Genomic DNA, 14,404 nt, shown 5'->3' on the forward strand with positions numbered 1-14,404 from the left:
TGCGAGCGCGAGCAGGCGGGCGGCATACGCCCAAAACCTTGTGAGGGGTCGGCGACAGGAGAAGGGTGGGGCCATGGCAAAGACGCCCGGCAGATCAGACCTTCCTGCGGCCCCCAACCCCGCCTCGCCGCAGGACATCCGCAACGTCGTGCTGGTCGGACCCGGCGGGGCCGGGAAGACGGCACTCTTCGAGGCGCTCGTGGCGGCGCGGGTGCCCGGCCAGCGGGCCGGCACCCTCGACCACGTGCGCACGACGACCCTTGTCGCCGCCTCGTTCGACTCCGGACCAGTCGCCCTCAACCTCCTGGACACCCCCGGCTACCCGGACTTCGTGGGCGACCTGCGCGCCGGGCTGCGGGCCGCGGACGCCGCGGTCTTCGTCGTCTCCGGCGCCGACGACATCGACCGACCCGTCTCGCTGCTGTGGCGCGAGTGCGCCGCGGTGGGCATGCCGCGCGCCGTCGTCGTGACCCACCTGGACCAGCCGCGGGCGGACTTCGCCACGACGGTGGCCACCTGCCGCCGGACCTTCGGCGACGCCCAGGCCACCCACTGGCCCGTCTGCGAGGACGGTGCGGTGACCCATGTCGTCGGCCTGCTCACCGGCACGACGTCCGACGAGCACGAGGACGCGCGCTCCGCGCTCATCGAGTCGGTCATCGAGGAGTCCGAGGACGCGACGCTGCTCGACCGCTACCTCGAGGGTGAGGCGCTCGACACCGAGTCGCTGCTCACCGACCTGCGCGCCGCGATCTGCCAGGGCACGTTCTTCCCGATCGTGCCCGTCTCGCCCCAGACCGGCGCCGGCGTCGAGGAGCTGCTGGGCATCATCGAGCGGGCCTTCCCGGACCCAGCCGTCCACCCGATGCCTGCCGTCACCTCCCCCGCCGGCGGTGCCATCACGGGCGTCGCCTGCGACCCCTCTCAGCCGCTCGTCGCCGAGGTCGTGCGCACCACGACCGACCCCTACGTCGGACGGCTCTCGCTCGTGCGGGTCTTCTCCGGCACCCTGCGGGTCGACGAGACGGTCCACGTCTCCGGTCACCTCGGCGACTTCGTCGGCCACGAGGTGGCCGGCCACCCCTCCCACGACGACGACGAGCGGGTCGGGCCCTTGGCATCGCCCTTCATCGAGACGCACCGCCCGCGGGGCACCGCGATCGCCGGCGATGTCGTGCTCGTGTCCAAGCTGATGCGGGCCGAGACGTCTGACACGCTCTCGGCTCCCGACCGTCCCGCCGTCGTCGCGCCGTGGCTGCTGCCCGAGCCGCAGCTGCCGGTGGCGATCCGGGCGGCGTCCAAGTCCGATGAGGACAAGCTCGCCGGCGCGCTGCAGCGGCTCGTCGCCGAGGACGTGACCATGCGCATGGAGCACTCGACCGAGACCGACCAGGTCGTGCTCTGGACGATGGGCCAGGCGCACGTCGACCACCTCATCGGCCAGCTGGCCGAGCGCTACGGCGTCACGGTGACCGCTGAGCCCTACCGCACCTCGCTGCGCGAGACGTTCGTGCGCCGGTGCTCGGTGCAGGGCCGGCACGTCAAGCAGTCCGGCGGCCACGGGCAGTACGCCGTGTGCTCGCTCGAGATCGAGCCGCTCCCCCGGGGCGCCGGCTTCGAGTTCGTCGACAAGGTCGTCGGCGGCTCGGTGCCGCGGCAGTTCATCCCGTCGGTCGAGAAGGGGGCACGCCTCCAGCTCGAGAAGGGACTGCTGACCGGGCACCCCGTGGTCGACGTGCGGGTCACCCTGACGGACGGCAAGGCCCACTCGGTCGACTCCTCGGACGTCGCCTTCCAGACCGCCGCGGCGCAGGCGCTCAAGGAGGCCGCCAACGAGGCCACGATGGCGCTGCTCGAGCCGATCGACCGGGTCGACATCACGATCGCCGACGAGTACCTCGGAGCCGTCATGTCCGACCTGCGCGGCCGCCGGGGTCAGGTGGTCGGCACGGAGCCGGCTGACGGGTTGGGCCCCGAGGGCGGCTGGACCGTCGTGCACGCGGAGGTGCCGCAGGCCGAGCTGTCGCGCTACTCCATCGACCTGCGGTCGGTCTCACACGGCACCGGCTCGTTCGTGCGCGAGCCGCTGCGCCACGACCTGCTGCCCGCCGACAAGGCCAAGGAGCTGCTGGGCAGCTGAGCAGTCGAGAGAGCAGTTCGTCCGTTCGGACGAACTGCTCTCTCGACTGCTCAGCGCCAGGCCTGACGAGGTGATCGTGCGATCGTCAGAGGCGGACGACCATCTTGCCGACGTTCTCTCCGCGCAGGACGCCGAGGAAGGCGTCCACAGCGTGGTCGATCCCGTCGACGAAGGTCTCGCGTGAGGTCAGGGTGCCGTCGGCGATCCAGCCGGCGGCGCGCTGGGCGTACTCCCCCGCGAGGTCCCAGTGGTCACCGACCAGGAAGCCCTGGATCCTGCCGCGCGTCTGGATGAGGCGGGCGAGATTGCGCGGGCCGGGTGCCGGCTCGGTGGCGTTGTAGACCGAGATGGCGCCGCAGATCGCGATGCGCCCGCCGAGACGCAGCGAGCCGATGGCGGCCTCGAGGTGGTCGCCGCCGACGTTGTCGAAGTAGACGTCGATGCCGTCTGGTGCGGCCTCGCGCAGCAGGTCGGAGACGCGCCCTTCCTTGTAGTTGAACGCGGCGTCGAAGCCGAGGTCGTCCAGCAGGTGGTCGACCTTCTCCCGGGAGCCGGCGCTGCCGATGACGCGGCTGGCACCGAGCGCCTTCGCAACCTGGCCGACGACGCTGCCCACGGCGCCCGCGGCGCCCGACACGAAGACGACGTCGCCCTCCTCGAGGCCCGCGACGCGGGTCAGGCCTGCGTATGCCGTGAGGCCGGTCATGCCGAGCACCCCTAGGTAGGCGGAGGCGGGGGCGACGGAGGTGTCGACGACGCGGACGGTCGAGCCGTCGAGGACCGCCTCCTCGCGCCAGCCGAGCCCGTGCAGGACGTGGTCACCGACGGCGATGCCGTCGGCGCGCGACTCGGTGACGACGCCCACGGCGCCGCCCTGCATGACCTCGCCCAGCGCATACGGCTCGGCGTAGGACTTGGCGTCGCTCATGCGGCCGCGCATGTACGGGTCGACCGACATGACCTCGTTGCGGACGCGGACCTGGCCGTCGGCGAGCTCGACCGGTGCGCTCTCGACGAGGGCGAAGTCGTCGTGGGTGGGCCAGCCGACGGGACGGCTCCTGAGCTGGACCTCACGGGGGTTGGTCATCGGTTCTCCTTCGTGCAGAGGGGTTCGGGCAGGTGCTCGTGCTGCTGGACCGTCGTCGACGACGGTCAGTCGATGACGATCTCGACGGGGATGTTGCCGCGCGTCGCGTTGGAGTAGGGGCACACCTGGTGCGCCGTCTCGACGAGCTCGTGGCCGAGCTCGTCGTCGACGCCCTCGGGCAGCTCGACGTGCAGCACGACGCCCAGCCCGAAGCCCGTGCTCGAGGACCCGGACAGGCTCACGTCCGCGGTCACGGCAACGTCGAAGTCCTCGATCCGGCGCTTGCGCCCGACGAGCCCGAGCGCGCTCGCGAAGCACGCGGCATACCCGGCGGCGAAGAGCTGCTCGGGGTTGGTCCCCTCACCGCTGCCACCGAGCTCGCGCGGGGCGGCGAGCGTGACGTCGAGGCGGCCGTCGGAGGTGACGGCGCGACCCTCGCGCCCGGAGGCCGTGGCCGAGGCGACGTACTGGGCGGTCTGCGTGGTGGTGCTCATCGAAGGCTCCTCGTGTTGCTGGCAATTAGATTGTGCGCAATTTGATAGTACGCTGGGGCCATGAGCCCGTCCAATCCGGCCCCGAGCGATCTCAGCCTCGAGCAGCAGATCTGCTACGCCATGCACACGACGGTGCGCGCGTTCGACGCCGTCTACCGCGAGCTGCTCGCCGAGCACGGGCTCTCCTACCCGCAGTACATCGCCCTGATGACCGTCGGCGAGCAGGGGCCGCTCACGGTTGGACACCTGGGCGAGCTCATGCACCTTGACTCCGGCACCCTCTCCCCGCTGCTCAAGCGGATGGAGGCCGCCGGTCTCGTGCGCCGGGCACGCGACCCCCAGGACGAGCGTCGCGTCCTCGTGTCCGTCACCACGGCCGGCAGCGAGCGGCTCGGGGCGCTCGCCGACGTGCCGCACCAGGTCGCGGTTCGCAGCGGCCTGTCGCGGCAGGAGCTGCTCGACCTGCACCGGACCCTGCGCCAGGTCACCGAGCGCCTCGACTCCGGTCCCTGACCCCGCCCCCCTCCTCCCGTCGAAAGGCCATGAGCCGGGCACAGTTCATGGCCTTTCGACGGTTTGGGAGACGGGCGGAGGGGCGGTCAGCCAGGCAGGACGATCGAGACGGCGTGGATGAGCATGCCGATGAGGCCGCCGACGAGGGTGCCGTTGATCCGGATGAACTGCAGGTCCCGGCCGACCTGCAGCTCGACCCGCTCGGCCGTCTCCTTGCCGTCCCACCGGTCGACGGTGTCACTGATGATGCGGGTCAGCTCGGTGCCGTAGCGGTCGATCGCGTAGATGGTGGCGTCGCAGATGCGGAGGTCGATGCGCTCGCGCAGTGAGGCGTCCGCGAGCAGCCGCTCGGCGAGCGCCGTCACCTCGGCGACGGCGCGTGTGCGCACCGGGCCGCCCTCGTCCTCCAGCGCCGCGACGACGACGGCGCGCAGGGACCCCCACAGCGACATCGCGGTGTCGGCCACCTGCGGGTGCGACAGGACCCGCTCCTTGAGGCGCTCGGCCTTGGCCTGGGTCACCGGGTCGTGCTGCAGGTCGTCGGCGAGGTCGATGAGCAGCTTGTCGAGTGCGAGGCGGACGTCGTGCTGGGGGTCGTTGCGGATGTCGGCGAGCCACTTGAGGGCCTCGACGTGCACCTTGCGCGCCACGATGTCGTTGATCGCGGTCGGCACCCACGCGGGGGCACGCTGGGTGATCAGCGACTCGAAGACGTCCTCGTTGTCGACGAGCCAGACCCGGATCTCGTCGAGCGCGAGATCGACGAGCCCGACGTGGGCCTCGTCGCGCACGACCTGGTCGAGCAGGCCACCGGCCAGCGAGCTGACGGGCTCCTTGGCCAGCCGCGGCAGCAAGGCCTGCTCGATGACGGCACGGACGTCCTCGTCGGGGATGCGGTGCAGGGCGTGGACCGTGACGGTGGAGACCTCGTCGACGAGGCGCTTGGCGTGTCCCGGCGCCAGCGCCCACTCCGCGGCTCGTCGTGTCGGCTCCGCGTCGAGGACGCGCTCGCGGATGATGTCCTCGCGCATGAAGTTCTCGCTGACGAACTCCTCCAGGCTGCGCCCGATCATCTCCTTCTTGCGCGGGATGAGCGCCGTGTGCGGGATCGGGAGCCCGAGAGGGTGCCGGAACAGCGCCGTGACCGCGAACCAGTCGGCGCAGGCACCGACCATGGACGCCTCCGCACCGGCGTTGACGAAGCCGAGGATCCCTTCGTCGTGGCCGCGCGTCAGGACGTAGACGATGGCCGCGAGCACGAGCAGGCCAGTGGCGACGAGCCGCATCTGCCGCAGGTCGCGACGCCGCTGCGCGTCGAGGGCGGGGTCGACGATGAACCCGAGGGGTCCGCTCGTGCCGGCGCCCTTGCCCTTGGGCCCGGTCGACGAGGTGGTGGACGAGCCGGTCGGCGAGGCGGCCGGTCCTTCCGGGATGTCAGGGGGTCGCTCGGGGTTGCGTTCCCGAGTGGCCTGGGGTGTGGGGTCCACGTGCGGCACCTCCGCGGGGTGGTGTGCTCAGCGCGCCGTCTCGAGCGCGAAGGTCAGGGCATCGATCCTCGCACGGGTCTCGCCGTCCGTCGCGATCCGTTCGCCGATCCTGGTCGCGATGGCGCCCACGTGGTCGGCGTCGAGACCCGGCTGCAGGGCGAGCACCACCCGCAGGACACCGGCTCCGGCGGGCTCGCCGGCCTCGACCCGGTGTCCCGAGACGTCCGGTTCGGGTCGGACGGCCGCTTGCACGGCCGCCCTGACGTGCGCGTCGCGGTGGCTCGGCTCCCAGGCCCGCTCCTGGGCGAGGGCCCAGAGCATGCTGGGGCGAAGCACCGTCGCATGGGGCGAGGCGACGTCCACGACGAGCACGTGGCACTCCTCGCTGATCGCGGCCTGTGCGGCTGCCGACGCCCGCACCGGGACCGGCCGCGCACCCGGGTCCCACGCGGCCAGCGCCTCGAGGGAGGTGAACATCGGCAGGGCCCTCGAACCGTCGGGAGAGGTGAGCGTGACGGCCGCCATGTCACTGCGAGTGTCGACGGCCTGGTTGCCGGACCCGTCGACCTCGGCGGCCACCGCAACGACCGGCACGAGCCAGCGCGCCTCCGCAACGTGCGCCATGACGGCGGATTCGGCGTCGTCGCCCGGTGCCTGCTGCAGGGCGGTGAGCGCCCTGACAAGGGCGGGGTCGGCGAGCCCGGTGTCGCCGGAGAAACCGTGCGACGGTATCGACTTGCCCTCCCAGGCCTGGCCGGCGGAGTCGGCGGCCCTCCCCTGGTCGTCGTGGTGGCCGCGTCCTGCCGAGGATCCCGTCATGCGACCAGCCGCCCTGCGACCTCGAGCGCCTCGGGAAGCGTGAACGCCCCGCGGTAGAGCGCGGACCCGATGATGGCGCCCTCGACCCCGTCAGGCACGAGCTCGCGCATCGTCTCGATGTCCCCGAGGGCCGAGACGCCGCCGCTCGCGACAACCGGCCGGTCCGTGCGGGAGCACACCTCGCGCAGCAACCCCACGTTCGGCCCGGCGAGCATGCCGTCCTTGTTCACGTCGGTGACGACGTAGCGCGCACACCCCTCCGCGTCGAGACGTGCGAGCGTCTCCCACAGGTCCCCTCCGTCGCGGGTCCAGCCGCGGGCTGCGAGCGTCGTGCCGCGGACGTCGAGACCGATGGCCACCCGGTCCCCGTGCTCGGCGATCACCGAGGCCGTCCACTCAGGATCCTCGAGGGCGGCGGTGCCGATGTTGACCCGCCTGCAACCGGTCGCGAGCGCCGCGTCGAGCGAGTCGGTGTCACGGATGCCGCCGGAGAGCTCCACCTGCAGGTCGAGGCGACCGACGATCGTGGCGATGAGGTCGCGGTTGCTGCCGCGCCCGAAGGCCGCGTCGAGGTCGACGAGGTGAATCCACTCGGCGCCCTGCTCCTGCCAGCGCAGGGCCGCATCCCACGGGTCCCCGAACTCGCCGCCGCTGCCGGCGACACCCTGGACCAGCTGGACGGCGCGACCGCCGGCTATGTCGACGGCGGGCAACAGCTCGAGACGGTGCTGGTCGGTCATGGGGTGGTGCACTCCTCGGAGGTGGCGACACGGGCATCCCGAGTATGCCGTGAGGTCGGCGCCCAGGGCCAAGGCGCCCACCGGACGTCGCCCCCGGCAGTCGTGGCTGCCCGGCGGTCCCTTCGAGCCGGCGGCTTCACCCGGTGGGCGGCGTCACGGTCGCGTCCGGGCTTGGCGGCGCGTCATCGCCGTCGGCGCCGAGCGTCGCTGCAGCTGCGGCGATCTCGCTGCGATGCCGCCACAGGACGTAGAGCAGGCCGACGACGAGCACGACGAGCATGAGCGCGATCCTGACGGTCCACGAGAAGTCGAGCAACGTGGTCACGACCAGTGCGCCGAGAGCCGTCCCGACCGTCGTCGGCATCCCGGGGCGGCTGCGCCGACGTCGCGGGTAGAGGCGCCCTGTGGTGCCGGCGGCGGCGGTCCTGCCGCTCGCCGCACGGGCCGTACGGGCCGTACGGGTGGCCCGGGTCGTTCGCTTCGCGCTCGAGCTGCTCGCGGACTTCCTCGCCGCCATGGTCCCCTCCTCGTCGAGGCCGACGCCGACGCCGGTCAGGCGGAAGGAGTCGGCGCAGTCACAGGTTGCGGACCCAGTTCTCCAGCAGGTGCAGTCCGGCCTCGCCGGACTTCTCGGGGTGGAACTGGGTCGCGCTCAGGGGCCCATTCTCGACTGCCGCGACGAACTTGGCGCCATGACGCGCCCAGGTGACCCGTGGCGCGACGCGGGCGAAGGCGCCGGTGGGCTCGAGCGTCCACTGCTGGACGGCATACGAGTGGACGAAGTAGAAGCGCTCGGACTCGACCCCGGCGAACAGCGTCGACCGCTCCGGTGCCTGGACCTCGGACCAGCCCATGTGCGGGACGATGTCGGCCGGCAGCCGCTCGACGGTTCCGGGCCACTCGGCCATGCCCTCGAGCGGGTGGTCGGAGGGCTCGGTGGAGCCGTCGAAGAGAACCTGCATGCCGACGCAGATACCGAGCACCGCACGACCGCCGCTGATGCGCCGCCCGATGATGCGGGGGCCGTGCGCGGCGGCGAGGCCGGCCACGCACGCGTGGAAGTTGCCGACGCCTGGGACGAAGAGGCCGTCGCACTCCAGGGCCCGGTGCGGGTTGGACGTCAGGGTCACTGCGGCACCGACCCGCTCGAGGGCGCGCACGGCGGAGCGGACGTTGCCGCTGCCGTAGTCGAAGACGACGACGTCGGCGCTCACGGGACTCCGACCTTGCTCACAGGGCTCCCTTGGCACTGGGGATGCCGACCACGCGCGGGTCTGGGGCGACGGCCGCGCGCAGGGCACGGGCCACCGCCTTGAACTGCGCCTCGACGATGTGGTGGGGGTCGCGACCCGCGAGCACGCGCACGTGCAGGCACAGCCCGGCGTTGTAGGCGAACGACTCGAGCACGTGCCGGGTCATCGAGCCGGTGAAGTGCCCGCCGATGAGGGCGTACTGCTGCCCCTCCGGCTCACCCTCGTGCACGACGTAGGGACGTCCGGCGACGTCGACGACGGCGTGGCACAGGGCCTCGTCGAGCGGGACGGTCGCGTCTCCGAAGCGCGAGATGCCGGACTTGTCGCCGAGCGCCTCGCGCAGCGCCTGCCCGAGCACGATGGCGGTGTCCTCGACGGTGTGGTGCACGTCGACGTCGACGTCGCCGGTGGCCTTGACGGTCAGGTCGATGAGCGAGTGCTTGCTCAAGGATTGGAGCATGTGGTCGTAGAAGGGCACGCCGGTCGAGATGTCGGACGTGCCGGTGCCGTCGAGGTCGAGCCAGAGCTCTACGGACGACTCGGACGTCGTGCGCGTGATCTTCGCGGTGCGGCTGGTGGGGCTCATGCTGGCGGCTCCTGCCGGTCGGCGCTGCTGGGGACGACGTGGGTGGGCGCGAGGCGCGTCATGGCCTCGAGGAACGCGGTGGTCTCGTCCGGGTCACCCGCCGTGACGCGCAGGTGGTGGCGGATGCCCATGTCGCGCACGAGGACGCCGTCGTCGAGCAGCGACTGCCACGTGGCCTTCTCGTCACGGAGGCCACCGAAGAGCACGAAGTTGCTGTCGCTCGCGACGGGACGCGCGCCGAGCGCGGCGAGCCGTTCGACGATGCGGTCGCGCTGGGACTTGATGACCTCGACGGTCCCCAGCATGACGTCGGCGTGCTCGAGGGCGATCCGGGCGATCGTCTGGGTCGGGCTGCTCAGGTGGTAGGGCAGCCGGACGAGGCGAAGGGCGTCGACGAGCTCTGGCGCGGCGACGAGGTAGCCGAGTCGTCCGCCGGCGAAGGCGAACGCCTTGCTCATCGTCCGGGTCACGACGAGACGGGGGTGCTCGGCCAGCAACGTCAGGGCGGATCGTGTCCCGGGACGGGCAAACTCGGCATACGCCTCGTCCACGACGACGATCGCGTCGGGCGCCGCGTCGAGCACCGCTCCGATGACCTCGAACGGCAGCGCCGTGCCCGTGGGGTTGTTGGGCGAGCAGAGGAAGACGACTGCCGGCTCATGACGGCGCGCCTGGGCCGCAGCCGACTCCGGCGTGAGGTCGAAGGCGTCGGGATCCGTTGCCGCGGAACGCAACCCGTCGACCCACGTCATGCCGTTCGTCTCGCTGATGATCGGGTGCATGGAGTAGCTCGGGGTGAAGCCGAGCGCCACGCGGCCGTGGCCGCCGAACGCCTGGACGACGTGCGCGAGGACCTCGTTGGAGCCGTTGCCGGCCCAGACCTGCTCGGGCGTCACCGACACCCCCGACTGCTTCTCGAGGTATGCCGTCAGCGCCTTGCGCAGGTCGGTGAACTCACGGTCGGGGTAGCGGTTGAGGGCGGCCACGTCGTCGGCGAGCGCCGCGACGACGGCGTCGACGACGACCTGCGGCACCGGGTACGAGTTCTCGTTGGTGTTGAGCCGCACCGGCACGTCGAGCTGGGGAGCGCCGTAGGGCGTGCGCCCCCGCAGGTCGGGGCGGAGCAGCCGCTGGACCTCCTCGGCCGCGCTCGGACGCTCCCTCACTGATTCGGTCACCGGGGCACCTCGTCGCCGAAACGCGCCGTGACGGCCTCCCCGTGGGCCGGGAGGTCCTCGGCCTGGGCGAGGGTGACCACGTGGCGCGCGACCCCGCGAAGGGCGGGCTCGTCGTAGTCGACGACGTGGATGCCCCGCAGGAAGGACTGCACCGACAGGCCGCTCGAGTGGCAGGCGCAGCCGGCGGTGGGAAGCACGTGGTTGGAGCCGGCGGCATAGTCGCCGAGGCTGACCGGGCTGTGCGGACCGACGAAGACGGCACCGGCGTTGCGCACCCGGGCGGCGACGGCAGCGGCGTCACGGGTCTGGATCTCGAGGTGCTCGGCGGCGTAGGCGTTGACGACGTCGAGGCCGGCGTCGAGGTCGTCGACGAGGACGATGCGCGACTGAGTGCCCTCGAGGGCCTCGGTGACGCGCTGGGAGTGCTTGGTGGCGGGGACCCGACGGGCCAGGGCGCGCTGGGTCTGCCCGGCGAGCTCCTCGCTGTCGGTGACGAGCACCGACGCGGCGAGCGGGTCGTGCTCGGCCTGGCTCACGAGGTCGGCGGCCACGTGGTCGGGGTCAGCGGACTCGTCGGCGAGGATGGCGATCTCGGTGGGTCCCGCCTCGGCGTCGATGCCGATCAGGCCCTTGAGCAGGCGCTTCGCGGCGACGACCCAGATGTTGCCGGGACCGGTCACGAGCGAGACCGGGTCGCAGACGACCGGCTCGCCGTCGACCTCGCCCCACTCGGGGTCGTCGTCGACGAACCCGTGCGCGAACATCGCGACCGCCTGGGCGCCGCCCACGGCATACACCTCGTCGACCCCGAGCAGCGCGCACGCCGCGAGGATCGTCGGGTTGGGGTAGCCGGCGAACTCGCCGACGTTCTCACGCTGCGGCGGTGACGCGACGGCGAGCGAGCCGACCTCCGCGAGCTGGGCCGGGACGACGTTCATGATGACGCTGCTCGGGTAGACGGCCAGGCCGCCGGGGACGTAGAGGCCGACGCGGTCGACGGGCACCCATCGCTCGGTCACGGTGCCGCCGGGGACCACCTGGGTCGTCGTGTCGGTGCGGCGCTGGTCGGCGTGGACGATCCGCGCCCGTCGGATCGACTCCTCGAGGGCTGCCCGCAGGTCGGGGTCGAGGCTGTGGAGCGCCGACTGCACCACGGCGCGGGGCACGCGCAGGTGCTTCGGACGGACGCCGTCGAAGCGCTCCCCGAGGTCGCGCAGCGCCGCGGCTCCGCGATGCTCGACGTCCTCGCAGATCGGCCGCACCTGCTCGAGGGCGGTCGTGACGTCGAACTCGGCTCGTGGCAGTGCCCGGCGCAGGAAGCGCACGTCGAGCGTGCGGCCGCGCAGGTCGAGGGAGGACATCATGGGTCACAAGTCTAAGAGGCCTCGCGGGGACCCGGGACCACGGTCTCGGGTGCGGCTGGCGCGGAGCCGGGAGTGCGGAATCTCGGCGCATTCCTGACGAAGGCCAGACCAGCGGCTGACCCCCGCCGACACTGGGTTCCGGGACGCTCGTGGAGCCCCCTCCCCCGCCGGCCGATCCGACCACCCTCGCCTCCATCCACGGTCCGCGGCTACGTCGTGGGCCAGCCCACCGCGACGAACACCGTCGTCTGCCCGGCCTTCCCCAACGACTACGCCCTCGACATCGCAGACTCCGCGTCCGAGACCTCGACGTGCCGGATGCTCCAGCACCGCCTTCGCCTTCAGCGGGACGGCGGTGCCCCAGTGCACCGGCTGCCTCAGCGACGGCGACTCCTTCGAGCCCGCGCAACGCCGTCAAGGCTGACGTCGCCCGAACGATCCTGTCCATGGCGGTGCGGTGCAACCAGGTCATCTTCGACACCCGGCAGCACAACCGGAACCCGTTCATCGGCCACCCGGAGTGGGTCAGCGCGATCTACGGCTCCTGAGCCCCGCTGCGGCCGTGCTCACGACGTCTGGTCGATGAGCACGGCCGTCTCCCAGGCCCACTGCCGCCACAGGTCGTAGCGTCCCGACCGGCCGCCGTGGCCGGCCGCCATCTCGGTGCGGAAGAGGATCTGCGCCGGCTCGTCGACCTCGAGGTCGGCGTGCCGCAGGGCCGCCACCCACTTGGCCGGCTCGGTGACGAAGACGCGGGTGTCGTCGAGACCTGCCGTCACGAGCAGGCTCGGGTGGCGCGCCGGCAGGACGTTCTCGTACGGCGTGTACGACTTCATCAGGGCGTATGCCGCAGGGTCCTCGAGCGGGTTGCCCCACTCCTCCCACTCGACGACGGTGAGCGGCAGGCTCGGGTCGAGCACGGTCGTCAGGGCGTCGACGAACGGAACCTGCGCGTGCACGAAGCGGAACCGTTCCGGCGCGAGGTTGACGACCGCGCCCATCAGCAGGCCTCCAGCCGAGCCGCCCTCTGCCGCAAGGCGGGCCGCGGCAACGATCCCCGCGTCGACGAGGTGGTCGGCGCACGCGATGAAGTCGGTGAAGGTGTTGGGCTTGGCCTCGAGCTTGCCGTCGTCGTACCACGACCGGCCCATCTCCGAGCCGCCGCGCACGTGCGCGATGGCGAAGACCCAGCCGCGGTCGAGGAGCGAGAGCCGCAGGACCGAGAACCATGGGTCGCTGGAGATGCCGTAGGCGCCGTACGCGTTGAGCAGTCCGGGCGCGGAGCCGTCGGCGGTGACGTCGTGATGGTGCACGATCGAGATCGGGATGCGGGTGCCGTCCGGCGCGGTCGCCCACTCGCGCCGCTCGCGGTACTGCGCGAGGTCGACGTCGCCGCGCACGTGCTGCTGCTTGAGCAGGGTGAAGGTGCGTGTGCGCACGTCGTAGTCCTCGACGGTGCGCGGCGTGACGAGCGACTCGTGCACGACCTGCAGCGTGGGTGTGGACGCCTCGGGGTTGACGCCGACGTGCAGCGTGCCGATGGGCTCGCCGACCGCGATGTCGTGGGCCTCTCCCAAGCCGTTCGGTGCGGTCGGGTCGCGCAGTACGACGCGCACTCCCGTGCCGCCCTCACGACGCAGCGACACTGCGATGAAGTCGTCGAATCCCTCTGCGCCCGTGACGTACTCGTCCTCCGTCGTGACGTCCAACGGCACCCAGTCCTCGGCCGACGTGCACGTGACGGGCGCGACGGCGAGCTCGAAATTCACGCGGCTGGCGTTGTGGGTGACGAGCAGCTGCTCTCCGAAGGGCTCGATGTCGTACTCGACGCCCTGGCGGCGCTCGGCGACGACGCGCGGTGTGCCCAGCGGGTCGTCGGCATCGAGCAGCCGGAACTCGCTCGTGGTCTTGGACCCGATCGCGATGATGACCAGCCGGTCGTCACGCGAGGTGCCGACACCGACGAAGAAGCGCTCGTCGGCCTCGTCGTGGACCAGCACGTCGTCCTCGGCGGGCGTGCCGACCTCGTGGCGCCACACCTGGTGGGGCCGCCACGCCTCGTCGACCCGCGTGTAGAAGAGGTGGCGGGCATCGAGCGACCAGGCGAGGGGGCCACCGGTGCGGCGCACCACGTCGTCGAGGACGGCGCCGTCCTCGATCCGGCGCACCCGCACGTCGTAGCGTTCGTCGCCGACGACGTCCACGGCATACGCAATCAGGTCGCCCGTCGGCGACACCTCACTCGCGCCCACGGCGAAGAACTCGTGGTCCCGGCCCTCCGCGTTGTGGTCGAGCAGGACCTGCTCGCCGACCGGTGGGCGGCCTGCGTCGAGGGTCGGGCGAGACGGGTGGTCGGCGGCGAGCACCCGCGCCTCGACGGCGTACTGCTCCCCCTCGACGGTGCGCGAGTAGTACCACCAACGGTCGTGGCGGACCGGGACCGACAGGTCGGTCTCCTCGATGCGCGAGCGGAACTCCTCGAAGATCTGATCGGCGAGCGGCTTGAGGTGCTCGGTGCGCTCGGTGGCGTAGGCGTTCTCGGCAGCCAGCACCTCTCGCAGCTGCGCGGAGTCGCGGTCGGCCATCCACGTGTAGGGGTCGTCGAAGCGGTCGCCGTGGTGCTCGCGGGCGACAGGGTCGCGGCGCGCGGTCGGGGGGTGCTGCATCCGGGAAGTCTAGGTCGCCGGCGCGGGCGAGGAGGACGCCGAACGGCCCGGGATCGACAGATCCCGGGCCGTCCAGT

13 protein-coding genes are annotated in these 14,404 nt (G+C 71.9%); 2 read left to right on the top strand and 11 right to left on the bottom strand.

Annotation, left to right across the window (positions count from 1 at the left end; all coding sequences use genetic code 11):
- Positions 1 to 73: 73 nt before the first annotated feature.
- Positions 74 to 2,140, top strand: coding sequence for an elongation factor G-like protein EF-G2 (locus tag AC3WRT_RS16250; RefSeq protein WP_492723746.1), 2,067 nt, complete (start codon positions 74 to 76; stop codon positions 2,138 to 2,140).
- A gap of 85 nt (positions 2,141 to 2,225) precedes the next feature.
- On the opposite strand, the gene AC3WRT_RS16255 is transcribed toward AC3WRT_RS16250, so the two are convergent.
- The gene (locus tag AC3WRT_RS16255; protein WP_492723748.1) at positions 2,226 to 3,227 is read right to left on the bottom strand and encodes an NADP-dependent oxidoreductase; all 1,002 of its coding nucleotides are present in this window, start codon (positions 3,225 to 3,227) and stop codon (positions 2,226 to 2,228) included.
- A 65-nt stretch (positions 3,228 to 3,292) separates the two neighbouring features.
- Complete coding sequence (locus AC3WRT_RS16260; protein ID WP_492723750.1) at positions 3,293 to 3,721, bottom strand: organic hydroperoxide resistance protein; 429 nt, start codon at positions 3,719 to 3,721, stop codon at positions 3,293 to 3,295.
- 60 nt (positions 3,722 to 3,781) lie between these two features.
- Between AC3WRT_RS16260 and AC3WRT_RS16265 the strand changes: the two genes are divergently transcribed.
- Positions 3,782 to 4,234 (top strand): MarR family winged helix-turn-helix transcriptional regulator, encoded by a 453-nt coding sequence (locus AC3WRT_RS16265; RefSeq protein ID WP_492723752.1) that lies wholly within the window; start codon positions 3,782 to 3,784, stop codon positions 4,232 to 4,234.
- 86 nt (positions 4,235 to 4,320) lie between these two features.
- Here AC3WRT_RS16265 and AC3WRT_RS16270 read toward each other — a convergent pair whose 3' ends face one another.
- From AC3WRT_RS16270 to AC3WRT_RS16310, 9 genes are all read right to left on the bottom strand, one after another.
- Entirely contained in the window at positions 4,321 to 5,721 is a 1,401-nt protein-coding gene (locus AC3WRT_RS16270; RefSeq protein ID WP_492723753.1) for a DUF445 domain-containing protein, read from the bottom strand.
- Positions 5,722 to 5,748: 27 nt separating this feature from the next.
- Complete coding sequence (locus AC3WRT_RS16275; RefSeq protein ID WP_492723755.1) at positions 5,749 to 6,540, bottom strand: SseB family protein; 792 nt, start codon at positions 6,538 to 6,540, stop codon at positions 5,749 to 5,751.
- Complete coding sequence (gene priA, locus AC3WRT_RS16280) at positions 6,537 to 7,280, bottom strand: bifunctional 1-(5-phosphoribosyl)-5-((5-phosphoribosylamino)methylideneamino)imidazole-4-carboxamide isomerase/phosphoribosylanthranilate isomerase PriA (protein ID WP_492723757.1); 744 nt, start codon at positions 7,278 to 7,280, stop codon at positions 6,537 to 6,539. The genes AC3WRT_RS16275 and priA overlap by 4 nt, the downstream gene beginning before the upstream one ends.
- Before the next feature lie 136 nt (positions 7,281 to 7,416).
- Positions 7,417 to 7,797: a hypothetical protein gene (locus AC3WRT_RS16285; RefSeq protein ID WP_492723759.1), complete on the bottom strand. Its 381-nt coding sequence runs from the start codon at positions 7,795 to 7,797 to the stop codon at positions 7,417 to 7,419.
- Positions 7,798 to 7,855: 58 nt separating this feature from the next.
- Positions 7,856 to 8,494: an imidazole glycerol phosphate synthase subunit HisH gene (hisH, locus tag AC3WRT_RS16290; RefSeq protein WP_492723761.1), complete on the bottom strand. Its 639-nt coding sequence runs from the start codon at positions 8,492 to 8,494 to the stop codon at positions 7,856 to 7,858.
- 16 nt (positions 8,495 to 8,510) lie between these two features.
- Positions 8,511 to 9,119, bottom strand: coding sequence for an imidazoleglycerol-phosphate dehydratase HisB (gene hisB, locus AC3WRT_RS16295; RefSeq protein WP_492723763.1), 609 nt, complete (start codon positions 9,117 to 9,119; stop codon positions 8,511 to 8,513).
- Entirely contained in the window at positions 9,116 to 10,297 is a 1,182-nt protein-coding gene (locus AC3WRT_RS16300; RefSeq protein ID WP_492723764.1) for a histidinol-phosphate transaminase, read from the bottom strand. Before AC3WRT_RS16300 ends, hisB begins: the two co-directional genes overlap by 4 nt.
- The gene (gene hisD, locus AC3WRT_RS16305) at positions 10,294 to 11,661 is read right to left on the bottom strand and encodes a histidinol dehydrogenase (RefSeq protein ID WP_492723766.1); all 1,368 of its coding nucleotides are present in this window, start codon (positions 11,659 to 11,661) and stop codon (positions 10,294 to 10,296) included. Before hisD ends, AC3WRT_RS16300 begins: the two co-directional genes overlap by 4 nt.
- Positions 11,662 to 12,227: 566 nt before the next feature.
- Positions 12,228 to 14,327, bottom strand: a complete 2,100-nt coding sequence (locus AC3WRT_RS16310; protein ID WP_492723767.1) for a S9 family peptidase — start codon at positions 14,325 to 14,327, stop codon at positions 12,228 to 12,230.
- Positions 14,328 to 14,404 lie beyond the last annotated feature (77 nt).

This window comes from Terrabacter sp. FW104-15G4B, assembly GCF_058790095.1.